This is a genomic window from Variovorax sp. OK605 (assembly GCF_900115445.1).
Classification (GTDB): domain Bacteria; phylum Pseudomonadota; class Gammaproteobacteria; order Burkholderiales; family Burkholderiaceae_C; genus Variovorax.
This window is the reverse complement of sequence record NZ_FOWL01000004.1, coordinates 615,566-630,837: the sequence shown is the minus strand read 5'-3', so window position 1 is coordinate 630,837 and position 15,272 is coordinate 615,566. Positions and strand designations below refer to the sequence as shown.

Here is a 15,272-nt window from a genome sequence, read left to right as displayed (position 1 = left end):
CGTTAAGCTAACTGATACTAATTGCTCGTGCGGCTTGACCCTATAACTTTGATCAGTCTGATCAAGGTGTTATGCCAAGTTGACGCATTCAAAATAATTCGCCAAAAGCTGATTCCAAACTCTATGAATTCGTTTGATTGATCACTTGATCAGTCAGACAACCCTTTATGCCTGATGACCATAGCGAGTTGGTACCACTCCTTCCCATCCCGAACAGGACAGTGAAACGACTCAGCGCCGATGATAGTGCGGGTTCCCGTGTGAAAGTAGGTCATCGTCAGGCTCTTACAGCCCAGAAAACCCCAGTCAGCATTGACTGGGGTTTTTTGCTTTGCGGGTACGGAAGCGAAAATAGAAATGCATTGGAAATGGCGACAGGCCAATACCAAACCGCACAACCAATAAAAAAGCCCGATGGACAATCCATCGGGCTTTTTTAGTTTGGAGCAATCGTGATTGATCAGGCTGCCAGGCGCTGCTCGATCGCAGCCTTGGTTTCCGGCAATTCCTTCGGCAGATGGTGCTCGAGCTGCTTGAACAGCTCGGCGTGCAGCTTCAATTCAGCCTCCCATGCAGCCTTGTCGATGCTGGTCACGGTCGCGAACTGCTCGGCGCTGAAATCCAGGCCGGTCCAGTTCAGGTCTTCGTAGCGCGGGCTCACGCCGGTGAGGTGCTCCACGCCTTCGGTCTTGTTGCCTTCGACGCGGTCGATCATCCACTTCAGCACACGCATGTTCTCGCCGTAGCCAGGCCAGACGAACTTGCCGTCCGCGCCCTTGCGGAACCAGTTCGTCGTGTAGATCTTCGGCAGCTTCGCGCCTGAGGCTTCGAGCTTCTTGCCCAAGTCGAGCCAATGCTGGAAATAGTCGCTCATGTTGTAGCCCATGAACGGGAGCATCGCGAACGGGTCGCGGCGAACAATGCCCTGCTGGCCAGCGGCCGCGGCGGTCGTCTCCGAGCCCATGGTCGCTGCCATGTACACGCCTTCGACCCAATTGCGGGCTTCGGTGACGAGCGGCACGGTCGTCGACCTGCGGCCGCCGAAGATGAAGGCGTCGATGGTCACGCCCTTCGGGTCGTCCCACGCGTCGTCGAGTGCGGGGTTGTTGGTGGCCGCTACGGTGAAGCGTGCGTTCGGGTGAGCAGCCTTCGCACCGGTTTCCTTGGCGATCTGCGGCGTCCAGTCCTTGCCTTGCCAGTCGACCAGGTGCGCCGGCAGCGCCTTGCCCGGTGCGTCCTGCTCCATGCCTTCCCACCACACGTCGCCGTCGTCGGTCAGCGCAACGTTGGTGAAGATCACGCCATCGTCCAGGCTGCGCATGCAGTTCGGATTGGTCAGCATGTTGGTGCCGGGAGCGACGCCGAAATAACCTGCCTCAGGATTGATCGCGCGCAGCGAGCCGTCGGCCTGCGGCTTGATCCAGGCGATGTCGTCGCCGATGGTCGTGACCTTCCAGCCTTCGAAGCCCGCCGGCGGCACCAGCATCGAGAAGTTGGTCTTGCCGCAGGCGCTCGGAAAGGCCGCCGCCACGTGGTACTTCTTGCCTTCGGGATTCGTCACGCCCAGGATGAGCATGTGCTCGGCCAGCCAGCCTTCGTCGCGGCCCATGTTCGAGGCGATGCGCAGTGCAAAGCACTTCTTGCCGAGCAGCGCGTTGCCGCCGTAACCCGAGCCATAGCTCCAGATCTCGCGCGTTTCGGGGTAATGAACGATGTACTTGGTCTTGTTGCACGGCCAGGAAACGTCCTTCTGGCCAGCTTCGAGCGGTGCGCCCACGGTGTGCACGCAAGGCACGAACTCGCCGTCGGTGCCCAGCACGTCGTACACGGCCTTGCCCATGCGGGTCATGATGCGCATGTTGACGGCCACGTAGGGCGAGTCGGACAGCTCGATGCCGATGTGCGCAATGGGCGAGCCCAGCGGGCCCATGCTGAAGGGCACGACATACATCGTGCGGCCCTTCATGCAGCCGTCGAACAGCGGCTGCAGGGTCGTGCGCATTTCGGCCGGTGCCATCCAGTTGTTGGTGGGACCCGCGTTTTCCTTCTTCTCGGAGCAGATGTAAGTGCGGTCTTCGACGCGCGCGACGTCGCTCGGGTCGGACACCGCGAGGAACGAGTTGGGGCGCTTGGCCTGGTTGAGCTTCTTGAAGGTGCCTGCGTCCACCAGTTGCTGGCAGAGGCGGTCGTACTCTTCCTTGCTCCCGTCGCACCAGTGAATGGCTTCGGGTTTGCACAAGGCGGCCATGTCGGCCACCCAGGCGATCAGCTTCGCGTTCTTGACGTATGAGGGCGCCTGGATATTGAGGCCCTGCATCGTGGGTGCGTTCATCGAGAAATCTCCTAAGTTGAAAAATCGTCTTTCCGAACGGGACGCCGGGCCAGCTCAGGCACGGAGGTCCGTTTGAGAAAACGTTTCGCTTCGGGAGATTGCGTCAACGCGGGCCGCACCGCCCGCGGACAAATTCGCCAACGACTGTCAGCGTCAGGCCATGTAGACGGCGATCGATGCCAGCAGCAGCATCAGCACGCCGCCAGCCAGGGGAAGGACCAGCGGCATCAGGTGCACGACCGATTCGACGGCGTCTTTTTCAACAGCGGCGCCGTGGCTCGGCTCGACGGGAGTGGGGTTGGACATCGGGTTGTACCTCGATTACACAAATTGACAGACTGCGGCCATTTTACCGGCGGGTAGCCTCCGACCGTTCTAGGGGGTTGCGAGCCCCTCAGGCAGGTTACAGCCAGGTTACCCCGGCCTGCTCCGCGCAGCTCAATGCTGCTCTTCGGCCTCGAAGCCGGCATCCCTCAGCGCGACCAGCACGCTGGCCAGGTGGGCACGTCCGCGGGTCTGCAGCACCAGCTCGATGTCGACGTTCTGCGCGGCCAGCATGGTGAAGGCGCGCTGATGGTGAACCTCGTCGACGTTAGCGCCCGCTTCTGCCACAGTGGCCGTGATCTGGGCCAGCGAGCCGGGCACGTCGCGCGCGCTGACCCGCACGCGGGCCAGCCGGCCGGCCCGCACCATGCCGCGTTCGATGATGGCCGCGAGCAGCAGCGGATCGATGTTGCCGCCCGAAAGAACCAGCCCGACACGCTTGCCCTTGAACCGTTCCGGATGCCGAATCAGTGCCGCCAAGCCCGCGGCACCCGCACCTTCCACCAGGGTCTTTTCGATTTCCAGCAGCATCAGCACGCCTTGCTCGATGTCGCCTTCGTCCACCAGCAGCAGGTCGTCGACCTTGCTCGCGATGATTTCCCGCGTCAGCACGCCGGGCGTGCCCACCGCGATGCCTTCGGCGATCGTGCTCTTGCCCTGCACGTGGTGCGTGCCCTTCACGGCGTTGACCATGGCCGGAAAGCGCGTCGTCTGCACGCCGACGATCTCCAGCCCGGGCTTGCGCTCCCGCGCCGCCACCGCCATGCCGGCAATGAGCCCGCCGCCGCCGACCGCCACCACCAGCGTTTCGAGGTCGGGCACCGCGTCGAGCATCTCCAGGGCCACCGTGCCCTGGCCGGCGATGATGGCTTCGTCGTCGTACGGATGCACGAAGGTCAGCCCCTCGCGGTCGGCCAGCTCCAGGGCGTGCGCGCGGGCCGCGTCGAGCGTGTCGCCGTGCAGCACCACCTCGGCGCCGAAGCCGCGCGTGCGTTCGATCTTCACGCCGGGCGTGAAGCGCGGCATCACGATCAGCGCGCGCAATCCGAGCCGCTGCGCGTGATAGGCCACACCCTGCGCATGGTTGCCGGCAGACATGGCGATCACTCCGCGTGTACCGTTCTGCGAAAGATCGACCAGCTTGTTGCACGCACCCCGCTCCTTGAACGAGGATGTGAACTGCAGGTTCTCGAATTTCAGGAAAACCTGAGCACCGACGATCTCCGACAGCGTGCGCGATTCCACGCAAGGCGTGTTGAGCACCTGGCCTTGCAGGCGCGCCGCGGCGCGTTCGATTTCTTGGATTCCGACCATGGCGCGCATTGTGGCTGGAATCGCACCATCAGGGTTTTTACCGTTTGCGAGTCTTCCCGAAGCCAAAAGTCTGCGTTATGGTCTCTCCGAGATTTTCCTCGTTGGAGGTTGCCTGATGGCCAAGCGTGCGGGTGTCGATGTCGTGGCTGCTGCGGTACGCGGGCAGGCACTGCCGTCGCCTGGACTCAAGGAAGCGCCGGTGCTCGAGCTCATGTGCTCGCACTTCGTGCTCACGCTTGCCGCCAAGCAGGGGCCGCGCTTCAACGTGCGGCGCGACATCAACGGCCTGCTCTCTCTCACCGGCCGCCACCTGGTGTGGCCCGCGCCGGTGCTGCAGCGGCTGCGCGAGTTCCTCGGACGCCGCTGCGCCGGCAACGAAGCGTGGAAGGGCGTGGAGAACTTCGACGGACGCACGCTGCTGGAGCGCCACGGCGTGTGGCGCGGCCCGTACGAGGAAGGCACGCTCTTCTTCTATCTCGACGAATACGCAAAGGACCAGCCGAAGGACCTGCTCTCGGTGCTGGCCGTCACGCGCGACTGGCTCACGCATGCGCTGCGCAAGCAATCGACGCTGGTCGAGAAGAACATCGATGCGCTGGCGGGCCTCTTGCAACTCAACAAGGCCGAGCGTGCGCTGCTGCTGTACGGCACGCTCGCGCGCTACCAGCGCGACCTGCGTTCGCTGCTGGTCGAGTTCAAGGTCAACAACGCGCCCGAGGCCTATGCGGCCATCGCCGACATCGCGGGCGTGAACGCGAGCGAAGTGGGCGAGGCATTGCGTGCGGGCTCGCGGCTCGAGCGCATCGGCCTTGTCGAGAACCTCATCTCCGAGCACAACATCACCGACCTTGCCGACCTCATGAAGGTCAGCGAGAAGCTGCCGCCGGTGCTCATGCGCGAGTACCGCGACCACAACGAACTCATGGCCGTGTTCACGCGGCCCTCGGCCAAGAGCTCGCTCACGCCGCATGACTTCTCCTTCGTACAGGAAGACGCGCAGATGCTCGTCACGCTGCTGCGCGCGGCCGTCGCGCGCAAAGAGCCCGGCGTCAACGTGCTGCTGTACGGCCCGCCAGGCACCGGCAAGACCGAGCTGGCCAAGGTGGTGGCGGCCGCCGCGGGACTCGAGCTCTTCGAGGTCGAATACGCCGACCGCGACGGCAACTCGCTGAGCGGGCGCGATCGCTACCGCTCGCTGCAGATCGCGCAGGTGTTCTTGAAGGGCAGCGCGCAGGCCGCGCTGCTGTTCGACGAGGTCGAGGACGTGTTCCCGCCCATCAGCACCGAGGCCGCGCAGTTCATGGCGCGCGCCGAGCAGATTCCCGCGCCCACCAGCGGCAGCGTGAGCGGCAAGGCCTGGGTCAACCAGATCCTCGAGGCCAACCCCGTGCCCACGCTGTGGGTCACCAACCGCATCGAGCAGATCGACCCGGCTTTCCGCCGCCGCTTCGCGTACCACCTCGAACTCAAGTCGCCGCCGCCCGGCGCGCGCGAGCAGCTCGTGAAGAAGACGCTCGAAGGCGTGGTCGTCTCCGAAGCCTTCACCGCCAAGCTGGCCGAGCGCAAGGGCCTCACGCCCGCGCAGATCCGCACGGCGGTGCGCTTCGCGGGCCTGGCAAGAACCGACGACGCGTCGATGGAAGCGCTCATCGAACGCCAGCTGCGCAACGCCGACATGGCGCTGGGCACGCTGGACACCGGCCGCGGCGAGCGCCGCAGCGTCACCACCTACGACCTCGACATGCTCAACGTCGAGACCCGCTTCGAGATCCCGCGCATCGTCGAGGCGCTGAAGGCGCGCGGCCACGGCACGCTGTGCTTCTACGGCGCGCCCGGCACCGGCAAGACCGCGCTGGCCGAGCACATCGCCAAGGCCATCGGCCGGCCGCTCATCATCAAGCAGGCCAGCGACCTCATGAGCAAGTACGTCGGCGAGACCGAGCAGAACATGGCCGCCATGTTCCGCGAGGCCGAGAACGAGAAGGCCGTGCTGCTGCTCGACGAGGCCGACAGCTTCCTGCAGGACCGCCGCGGCGCGCAGCGCACCTACGAGGTCACCGAGGTCAACGAGATGCTGCAGGGCATGGAGCGCTTCAACGGCATCTTCGTGTGCACCACCAACCTGCTCGAGCGGCTCGACCAGGCGGCGCTGCGGCGCTTCACCTTCAAGATCAAGTTCATGCCGCTCACCGCGGCGCAGCGCGAGCGCATGTTCGTCACCGAGGCGCTGGCGGGCGACAGCGCGCTCATGACCGGCGCGCTGCGCACGCGGCTCGTGCAGCTGACCCAGTTGTGCCCAGGCGATTTCGCGGCCGTGAAGCGGCAGACCGACATCCTGGCGACGGAATTCACGGCGGCCGAGTTTCTGGACCAGCTCGAGGCCGAGCACCGCATCAAGCCCGAAGTGCGCGAAACGCGCGGCATGGGCTTCCTGCCGTCGTGAAGACGGAAAAAAGAAAACAAGAAGCACAGCGCAAGAACAAGCGGGCGTGATGAAGCCCGGGGAGCGCGCCGTGGGCGGCCTGTCAGCCGGCCCGCGGGGCGGAACATCCGTCCGTCACTTCGGACGCAAGGAGGAGCAGATGGGCTTTCGCAAGGTCGACGTGCGGCGGCTGCCGCGTTCATGTGCCTGGATTGCGGGCGCCGCGCTCGCCATGAGCTGCCTGCTGGCGGGTTGCGGCGGTGGCGGGGGTGGAGGCGGGGGGGGAGGCGGCGGCTTGCCGATCGGCCTGCTGCCCGGCGGCACCCCGCCGCCTGCCACCGGTGGCGATGACGGCAGCGGCGGCAAGGCCATCGTGCCTTCGTCGACGGTCGCCGGCCTCTGCGCCGCCCCGCGCGGCGGCACCAACCCCGCCACCGGCACCGCCTTCCCCGACCGCGCAGGCACGCTCGACAACGAAAAGAGCTGGGTGCGCGGCTGGATCGACGAAACCTACCTCTGGTACGCCGAGGTGCCCACCACGCTCAAGGCAGGCGACTACGCCACGCCGATCGCCTGGTTCAACGTGCTCAAGACGCCGGCCACCACGCCTTCGGGCCGCGCGAAGGACCGCTTCCACTTCACCTACGACACCGAGGTGTACCGCCAGCTGTCGCAGGGCGGCGTGTCGGCCGGCTACGGCATGGAGACGGCGTCGGTGCGCAGTTCGCCGCCGCGCGACATCCGCATCGCCTTCGTCGAGCCGGGCTCGCCGGCCGCCAACGCCGGGCTGCAGCGCGGCGCGAAGCTGCTCACGGTCGACGGCGTGGACGTCGTGGGCAGCACGGGCACCGCCAACGTCAACGCGATCAACGGCGCCCTTTCGCCCAAGGCCCTCGGTGAAGCGCACACCTTCACCTTCGACGCCGGGGGCACGCAGTCCACCGTTCAGCTGACGGCGGCGAATGTCACCAGCACGCCGGTGCAGAACGTGAAAGTCATACCGGTCAGCGGCGGCAACGTGGGCTACCTGCTCTTCAACGACCACATCACCACCTCCGAGGCGCTGCTCATCAACGCGGTGAACACCTTCAAGCAGGGCGCCGGCATCCAGGACCTGGTGCTCGACATGCGCTACAACGGCGGCGGCCAGCTGGCCATTGCGAGCCGGCTGGCCTACATGGTCTCCTCGCCGTCGGTGACGGCCGGCAAGGTGTTCGAGCAGCTCGTCTACAACGACAAGAACCCGTTTCGCCAGACCGCCGCGCAGACCCTCACGCCGTTCGTCGCAACCAGCCGCTCCGGCCAGCCGCTGCCCACGCTGGGGCTGTCGCGCGTCACGGTGCTCACCGGCCCCGACACCTGCTCGGCCAGCGAGTCGGTCATCAACAGCCTGCGCGGCGTGGGCGTCACGGTCAACCTGGTGGGCGGCACCACCTGCGGCAAGCCCTACGGCTTCATTCCGCAGGACAACTGCGGCACCACCTATTTCGCGATCCAGTTCAAGGGCGCGAACCAGGCGGGCTACGGCGACTACAGCGACGGCTTCGCGCCCAACTGCACCGTGGCCGACGACTTCGGCCACCCGCTCGGCGACAGCGCCGAAGCCCGCCTGGCCGCCGCGCTCACGCTGCGCAGCACGGGCGCCTGCCCGGCCGGCTCGACCAAGGCGGCCGGCATGGGCTTGGACAAGGCGCAGGCCGGCTTCGAGACCGAGCAGCCGTACCTTGGCAACCGCTCGCCGCTGCGCGAGAACCGCCTGCTCGAGCCCGCGGCCGACCCCGGCTGAGCCGCCCGCCTTTCTCGACAAAACCTCCTAGAAAACCCCTAGGCGGTGGCGCTTGCCACCGCCGCTGAACGCGCCGTAGAGTTAGGAAAACGTTTGCGCAAACCTTTGCGCGAACCTTGGTATCCCATCGGATCCGTCACGGGACCCGCTGTACACCAACCCCTTACCTTCAGGAGAAGCAGATGCGCAAATGGTCAGTGGCGATGCTCGTCGTCGTCATCACGGTGCTGGCGGGGTGTGGCGGCGGGGGCAACGGGGGCGGCGGGTTCGGCGCGGGATTCGGCGTGGGATTCGGTGGATCGGGCGGCTCGGACGGATCAGGCGCCACCACGCAAAAGATCATCATCGACAGCGACTACAACACCATGAGCGACGACGGCCAGCTCGGCGTCATGGCCGCGCAGCTGCAGGCGCAGGGCAAGGTCCAGGTCATGGGCATCAGCGTGGTCTCGGGCAACCAGTGGCTCAGGCAGGGCGTGGCCGACGCACTCATGTCGGTGGAACGGCTCGGCGTGGGCAACCGCATCGGCGTGTACGTGGGAGCGAACTACGCGCTCAACCACAGCTTCGCCGATGTCGAGGCCGAGATGGCGGCCGGCGCGGGCGGCGACGGCTACCTGGGCGCCTGGAGCGGCCCCGAGCCCAGGACCGACGCCGACCTCAAGCCCTCGCCCGACGGCTTCGCCCAGCACACCGTGGTGCAGCGCAAGAGCGCGGTCGACTTCATCGTCGACACCGTCAAGGCCAACCCCGGCGAGATCACCATCCTGGCCATCGGCCCGCTCACCAACATCGCGCTGGCGGTGAAGCAGAACCCCGAGATCGTCCCGCTCATCAAGAAGATCATCTACATGGGCGGCGCGGTCGACGTGCCGGGCAACACCACCAAGGCGGCCGAGTTCAACTGGTGGTTCGACCCCGACGCCGCCCAGTTCGTGGTGCGCCTGCCCATCCCGCAGGTGGTGGTGCCGCTGGACGTGACCGACACCGTGTTCCTCACCAAGCCCATCTACGACCGCATCGCGCACCCGGCCAGGCCCACGGCCGTGACCGACGTGTTCCAGAAGCTCAACGGCTACGGCTTCGACGGCAAGAACGGCTTCGAGACCAACCCCAGCTACACGCAGAACATCTGGGACACGCTCACGCTGGCGTACCTGATCGACCCCAACTACGCCACGCAGACCGCGCAGCGCTACGTCGACGTGGTCGCCAAGCCCGGCGCCCCCGACAACGGCCGCTCCATCGGCTACGCCTCGCAGCCGGCCGGTGCGACGCTGCAGAAGATGACGGTGGTGCAGAAGTTCGACAACGCGCGCTTCTTCGAGCTGTACGTGGACCTGCTCACGCGGCCGGTGCCGGTGGTGCTGCCCCTGGCCAACTGACCGGACCGGGCGGACTGGGCGAGTCGGCCGAATCGGACGGACTGGGCAAGCCGGAAGCTAGAAAGCCTCGCAGACCCGCAGCACCTCGGCGCCGTAGGCCTCGAGCTTCTTGGTGCCGATGCCGCTGATGCCCTGCAGGTCCTCGAGCGTGGCCGGCGCGCGCTCGGCAATGGACGCCAGCGTGGCGTCGTGGAAGATCACGTAGGCCGGCAGGTTGTGCTCCTTCGCCACTTCGGCGCGCCAGGCCTTGAGCGCCTCGAAGCGCTTCTTGCCGGTGTCGTCGAGCTTGGCGGCCGCCGGCGAGGGCGCGCCCTTGACGGTCTTCTCGCGCCGCGACTTGCGCTCCGCCGGTGACGACACCGACTCGCGCAGCGTCACCGTGGTCTCCCCTTTGAGCACCGCGCGCGAGCCTTCGGTGAGCTTCAGCGTGTTGAACGCCTCCGCGTCGACCGCCAGCGCGCCGGTGGCGATCAGCTGGCGCAGCACGCCGCGCAGCGCCACCTCGCTGAACTCCGCGCCAATGCCGAAGGTGCTGATGCGTTCGTGGCCGAACTGCTTCACCTTCTCGGTCGACTTGCCGCGCAGGATGTCCATGATGTGGCCGGCGCCAAAGCTGATGCCGTTGAGCTGCTGCACGCGGTAGACCGTGCTCAGCAGCTTGCGCGCGGCATCGGTGCCGTCCCACACCTGCGGCGGGTTCAGGCAGTTGTCGCAATTGCCGCAGGGCGTGCTCTGCTCGCCGAAGTAGCCCAGCAGGCGCACGCGCCGGCAGTCGCTGGCCTCGGCCAGCGAGAGCAGGGCGTCGAGCTTGCCGCGCATCACCTGCTTGAACTCTTCGCCGGCGGGGCTCTCGTCGATCATGCGGCGCTGGTTCACCACGTCGTTCAGGCCGTAGGCCATCCAGGCGTCGGCGGCGGCGCCGTCGCGGCCCCCACGGCCGGTTTCCTGGTAGTAGCCTTCGATGTTCTTGGGCATGTCCAGGTGGCCCACGAAGCGCACGTCGGGCTTGTCGATGCCCATGCCGAAGGCGATGGTCGCGACCATCACGATGCCTTCCTCGCGCAGGAAGCGGTCCTGGTGCTTCTGGCGCACCGCGGCGTCCAGGCCCGCGTGGTACGGCAGCGCGTTGATGCCCGCGTCGCGCAGCGCCACCGCCACGTCTTCCACCCGCTTGCGCGACTGGCAATAGACCACGCCGGCGTCGCCTTCGTGGTCGCGCTCGATGAAGCGCAGCAACTGCGTGGTGGCGTCCTTCTTCTCGACGATGGTGTAGCGGATGTTCGGCCGGTCGAAGCTCGAGACGAACTGGCGCGCCTCCTCCAGCTGCAGCCGCTCGACGATGTCGGCGCGCGTGAGCGCGTCGGCCGTGGCCGTGAGCGCGATGCGCGGCACGCCGGCATAGCGCTCGTGCAGCACGGTGAGCGCGCGGTATTCGGGGCGGAAGTCGTGGCCCCACTGGCTCACGCAATGCGCCTCGTCGATGGCGAACAGCGAGAGCTTGCCGCGCTCCTTCAGCGAATCGAGCTGCGACAGGAAGCGCGGCGTGTTCACCCGCTCGGGCGCCGCGTACAGCAGCGTGATCTCGCCGCGCAGCATGCGGCGCTCCACGTCCTGCGTCTGCTCCCAGTCGAGCGTGGAATTGAGAAAGGCCGCGCTCACGCCGGCCTCGTGCAGCGCGCCCACCTGGTCGTGCATCAGCGCGATCAGCGGCGACACCACGATCGCCACGCCTTGCCCCGCGCGCTGCCGCGCGATGGCCGGGATCTGGTAGCACAGCGACTTGCCGCCGCCCGTGGGCATCAGCACCAGCGCGTCGCCGCCGCCCACCACGTGATCGACGATGTCCTGCTGGGCGCCGCGGAACTGCGCGTAGCCGAAGACCTCGTGGAGGATGTCGGCGGGTGCGCTGCTGCCGGAGGCGTCGATGGGGTGGGGAGCGAGAGAGGACACAGGCAGCGGGGAGGGCGGAAGGTTGGCGGAGGGAGCCAGAAAGAGAAGGGGGAGAACGGGGCCGCCGATTGTCCCCCAGCCACGCCGATATCACTGTGGCACGAGGTTTGCAATGGTGGCCCCCGTCCCGTGGCCTTTCTTGTCTAGACAGCAAATCGGTGCATTTCCCAAGGAAATGCACCAAAAATGACCTTTCGGGTTATCCTGTATATACAAGTTGGGGCGCTTGGCAACAATGCGAGGCGTGCGCAGCCCGGCCCCCGAGGCGCGCCGCCGAGCCATCTCTCAAGAACAGAACCAGGAGTACCCATGGTCAAGACGGTAGTTGTGAAAGTCGCTTCGCTGCTGGCAGCCGGTGCATGTGCAGCGGGCATGGCCCAGACGGCCGCCGCCCAGGAAACGAAGATTGCGCTCGGCATGTCCGGCTGGACCGGCTTCGCGCCGCTGTCGCTGGCCGACAAGGCGGGGATCTTCAAGAAGAACGGGCTCGACGTCGACCTCAAGATGATCCCGCAGAAGGACCGCCACCTGGCGCTGGCCTCCGGCGCGATCCAGTGCGCGGCCACCACGGTGGAAACGCACGTGGCCTGGAATGCCAACGGCGTGCCCATCGTGCAGATCTTCCAGATGGACAAGTCCTACGGCGCCGACGGCCTCGCGGTGCGCGGCGACGTCAGCAAGTTCTCCGACCTCAAGGGCAAGACCATCGGCGTGGACGCACCCGGCACCGCGCCTTACTTCGGCCTGGCCTGGATGCTCAACAAGAACGGCATGACGCTGAAGGACGTGAAGACCACCACGCTGTCGCCGCAAGCCTCCGCCCAAGCCTTCGTGGCCGGCCAGAACGACGCCGCCATGACCTACGAGCCGTATCTTTCGACCGTGCGCGCCAACCCCGCCGCCGGCAAGATCCTGGCCACCACGCTCGACTACCCCATGGTGATGGACACCGTCGGCTGCGCGCCCACCTGGCTCAAGGCCAACGCCAAGGCCGCCGCCGCGCTCACCAAGTCGTACTTCGAGGCGCTCGACATGATCAAGGCCGAGCCCGAGAAGTCGAACGAGCTCATGGGCTCGGCCGTGAAGCAGAGCGGCGAGCAGTTCGCCAAGTCGTCGGCCTTCCTGCGCTGGCAGGACAAGGCGGCCAACCAGAAGTTCTTCGCGGGCGAGCTCACCAGCTTCATGAAGGAAGCCGCCCCCATCCTTCTGGAAGCCGGCGTGATCCGAAAGGCGCCCGAAGACTTTGCCGCGACCTTCGATGCAAGCTTCGTCAAGTAAGGCGCTGCCGCAGGTGGCGCCCGCCGCTTCCGTCGCTTCCGTCGCTTCCGTCACTCCGGCCGCTGCGGCGGCGGTGCCTGCGCAGGCCACCTCCTTCAAGCCCGCACGCCGGCGCGGCCTCGCGCCGCTCGAGCCCATCGGCACGCGTGCGCGCGTGCTGCTGGGGCTCGCCTTCTTCGTCGCCTTCGTGCTGGTGTGGGCCCTTGCCACGCTGGGCGGCTTCGTGCCGCCGACCTTCCTCGCGAGCCCGCCGACCATGGTCAAGGAGGGCTGGCTGCTGTTCACCGAGTACGGTTTCCTGGGCGACATCGGCATGACCGTGTGGCGCGTGTTCGGCGGCTTCCTGCTGGCGGCCGTGTTCGCGGTGCCCTTGGGCATCGCCATGGGCACCTGGAAGGCCGTGGAGGCCTTCTTCGAACCTTTCGTGTCCTTCTGCCGCTACCTGCCGGCCTCGGCCTTCATTCCGCTGCTGATCCTGTGGGCCGGCCTGGGCGAGATGCAGAAGCTGCTGGTGATCTTCATCGGCTCGTTCTTCCAGATCGTGCTGATGGTGGCCGTGACGGTGGGCGGCGCGCGGCGCGACCTCGTCGAGGCCGCCTACACGCTGGGCGCCAACAGCCGCGGCATCGTGGCGCGCGTGCTCATTCCGGGCGCCGCGCCGGGCATCGCCGAAACGCTGCGCCTGGTGCTCGGTTGGGCCTGGACCTACGTGATCGTGGCGGAGCTGATCGGCTCCTCCTCGGGCATCGGCCACATGATCACCGACAGCCAGGCGTTGCTGAACACCGGCCAGATCATCTTCGGCATCATCGTGATCGGCGTCATCGGCCTGCTGTCCGACTTCGCTTTCAAGGCCTTGAACCGCCGCCTGTTCGCATGGAGCACGCTGTGAGCCCCCACCCTAGCCAGAACCCGAGCCAGAACCAGCTCTCCATCCAGGGCGTGTCGCGCGTCTTCACCGGCGCCAAAGGCCAGCGCACGCAGGCGCTGCAGCCGATCGACTTCGAGGTGAAGGAGAACGACTTCGTCACCATCCTCGGCCCCTCGGGCTGCGGCAAGTCGACGCTGCTGCGCATCGTGGCGGGGCTCGACTTTCCGACCACCGGCCAGGTGCTGCTCGACGGCGAGCGCATCGACGGTCCCGGCGCCGACCGCGGCGTGGTGTTCCAGAGCTACACGCTGTTCCCGTGGCTCACGGTGGCGCAGAACATCCGCTTCGGCCTGCGCGAGCGCGGCATGAGCGAGGCCGACCAGAAGGCGCGCAGCGAGTTCTTCATTGCCAAGGTCGGCCTGCGCGGCTTCGAGCATCACTTTCCCAAGCAGCTCTCCGGCGGCATGCAGCAGCGCACGGCCATCGCGCGCGCGCTGGCCAACGACCCCAAGATGCTGCTGCTGGACGAGCCCTTCGGCGCGCTCGACAACCAGACCCGCGTGCTCATGCAGGAGCTGCTGCTGGGCATCTGGGAATCGGCGCAGAAGACGGTGCTGTTCGTCACGCACGACATCGACGAGGCCATCTTCATGGCCAACCGCGTCGCGGTGTTCAGCGCGCGGCCCGGTCGCATCAAGACCGAGATCGCGGTCGACTTCCCGCACCCGCGCAGCTACACCATCAAGACCTCGCCGGAGTTCATGGACATCAAGGCGCGCCTGACCGAAGAAATCCGCGCCGAATCGATGGCCGCGGCGGAGCACTGAAAGCCAGATGAAACGCGACCTGCCGACCCTCGCGCTCTACGCGCAAGTCAAGGATCACATCTCCCGCAAGATCCAGGACGGCACGTGGCCGCCCGGCCACCGCCTGCCGTCCGAGCACGAACTGGTCGCCCAGTTCGGCATGGCGCGCATGACGGTGAACCGCGCGCTGCGCGAGCTGGTGGAGCAGGGGCGCATCGTGCGCGTGGCCGGTGTCGGCAGCTTCGTGGCCGAGAACAAGCCGCAGTCCACGCTGCTGCAGATCGCCAACATCGCCAGCGAGATCCGCCAGCGCGGGCACGACTACCGCTGCGACATGATCGAGGTCGAGCGCCTGGCCGCCTCGCCCGACGTGGCCGCGTGGCTCGACATGCGCGCCGGCACCTCGGTGTTCCACAGCGTGTGCCTGCACCTGGAAAACGGCACGCCCGTGCAGCTGGAGGAGCGCTACGTCAACCCGCAGGTGGTGCCCGACTACCTCGAGCAGGACTTCGCCGCCATGCCGCCCAGCGAGTACCTGGTGCGCAACGTGCCCTTCGACCAGATCGAGCACGTGGTCGACGCCGTGCTGCCCAACCAGGAGCAGGCCGACAGGCTCGCCATGGCGCCCACCGACCCCTGCCTGCTGCTCACGCGCCGCACCTGGACACGCAACATCCCCGTGACCTGGGTGCGCTGCCTGCACCCCGCTTCGCGCTACAGCCTGGGCAGCCGCTTCAAGGCCGACGGCAACGCCACCTTCGGCTGATTTTTTCGTCCACGAAGACCGATCGTTTTCTCTCGCCC

Annotated in this window: 11 protein-coding genes and 1 rRNA gene; 8 read left to right on the top strand and 4 right to left on the bottom strand. The window is 66.7% G+C overall.

Features of this window, described 5'->3' with window-relative positions; all coding sequences use genetic code 11:
* The first annotated feature begins 170 nt into the window (after positions 1–170).
* Positions 171–283: ribosomal RNA gene (rrf, locus tag BM013_RS14320) — 5S ribosomal RNA — on the top strand.
* A 177-nt stretch (positions 284–460) separates the two neighbouring features.
* Here the strand turns inward: rrf and BM013_RS14315 are convergent.
* The 3 genes from BM013_RS14315 to BM013_RS14310 all read right to left on the bottom strand — a co-directional run bounded on the left by BM013_RS14315 (position 461) and on the right by BM013_RS14310 (position 3,970).
* Positions 461–2,332, bottom strand: coding sequence for a phosphoenolpyruvate carboxykinase (GTP) (locus tag BM013_RS14315; protein WP_093128060.1), 1,872 nt, complete (start codon positions 2,330–2,332; stop codon positions 461–463).
* Positions 2,333–2,485: 153 nt separating this feature from the next.
* Positions 2,486–2,638, bottom strand: a complete 153-nt coding sequence (locus tag BM013_RS41215) for a hypothetical protein (protein ID WP_177206507.1) — start codon at positions 2,636–2,638, stop codon at positions 2,486–2,488.
* Between the two features lie 132 nt (positions 2,639–2,770).
* A complete protein-coding gene (locus BM013_RS14310) occupies positions 2,771–3,970 on the bottom strand; it encodes a threonine ammonia-lyase (protein WP_177206508.1) in 1,200 nt (399 codons plus the stop codon).
* Positions 3,971–4,085: 115 nt separating this feature from the next.
* Here BM013_RS14310 and BM013_RS14305 point away from each other — a divergent pair, with 115 nt between their 5' ends.
* From BM013_RS14305 to BM013_RS14295, 3 genes are all read left to right on the top strand, one after another.
* Positions 4,086–6,413, top strand: coding sequence for an ATP-binding protein (locus BM013_RS14305; protein WP_093128056.1), 2,328 nt, complete (start codon positions 4,086–4,088; stop codon positions 6,411–6,413).
* Positions 6,414–6,552: 139 nt separating this feature from the next.
* The gene (locus BM013_RS14300; protein WP_093128054.1) at positions 6,553–8,178 is read left to right on the top strand and encodes a S41 family peptidase; all 1,626 of its coding nucleotides are present in this window, start codon (positions 6,553–6,555) and stop codon (positions 8,176–8,178) included.
* A gap of 182 nt (positions 8,179–8,360) precedes the next feature.
* The gene (locus BM013_RS14295) at positions 8,361–9,563 is read left to right on the top strand and encodes a nucleoside hydrolase (protein ID WP_093128053.1); all 1,203 of its coding nucleotides are present in this window, start codon (positions 8,361–8,363) and stop codon (positions 9,561–9,563) included.
* Between the two features lie 57 nt (positions 9,564–9,620).
* On the opposite strand, the gene recQ is transcribed toward BM013_RS14295, so the two are convergent.
* Complete coding sequence (gene recQ, locus BM013_RS14290; RefSeq protein WP_093128051.1) at positions 9,621–11,513, bottom strand: DNA helicase RecQ; 1,893 nt, start codon at positions 11,511–11,513, stop codon at positions 9,621–9,623.
* Between the two features lie 309 nt (positions 11,514–11,822).
* Between recQ and BM013_RS14285 the strand changes: the two genes are divergently transcribed.
* From BM013_RS14285 to hutC, 4 genes are read left to right on the top strand one after another with little or no spacing between them, the layout of a single operon-like run.
* On the top strand, positions 11,823–12,791 hold the full coding sequence (locus BM013_RS14285; protein WP_093128049.1) for an ABC transporter substrate-binding protein: 969 nt from the start codon (positions 11,823–11,825) through the stop codon (positions 12,789–12,791).
* Positions 12,772–13,683 (top strand): ABC transporter permease, encoded by a 912-nt coding sequence (locus BM013_RS14280; RefSeq protein WP_177225473.1) that lies wholly within the window; start codon positions 12,772–12,774, stop codon positions 13,681–13,683. The genes BM013_RS14285 and BM013_RS14280 overlap by 20 nt, the downstream gene beginning before the upstream one ends.
* On the top strand, positions 13,680–14,489 hold the full coding sequence (locus BM013_RS14275) for an ABC transporter ATP-binding protein (RefSeq protein ID WP_256221496.1): 810 nt from the start codon (positions 13,680–13,682) through the stop codon (positions 14,487–14,489). Before BM013_RS14280 ends, BM013_RS14275 begins: the two co-directional genes overlap by 4 nt.
* Before the next feature lie 7 nt (positions 14,490–14,496).
* Entirely contained in the window at positions 14,497–15,234 is a 738-nt protein-coding gene (gene hutC / locus BM013_RS14270) for a histidine utilization repressor (protein ID WP_093128046.1), read from the top strand.
* Positions 15,235–15,272: the final 38 nt, after the last annotated feature.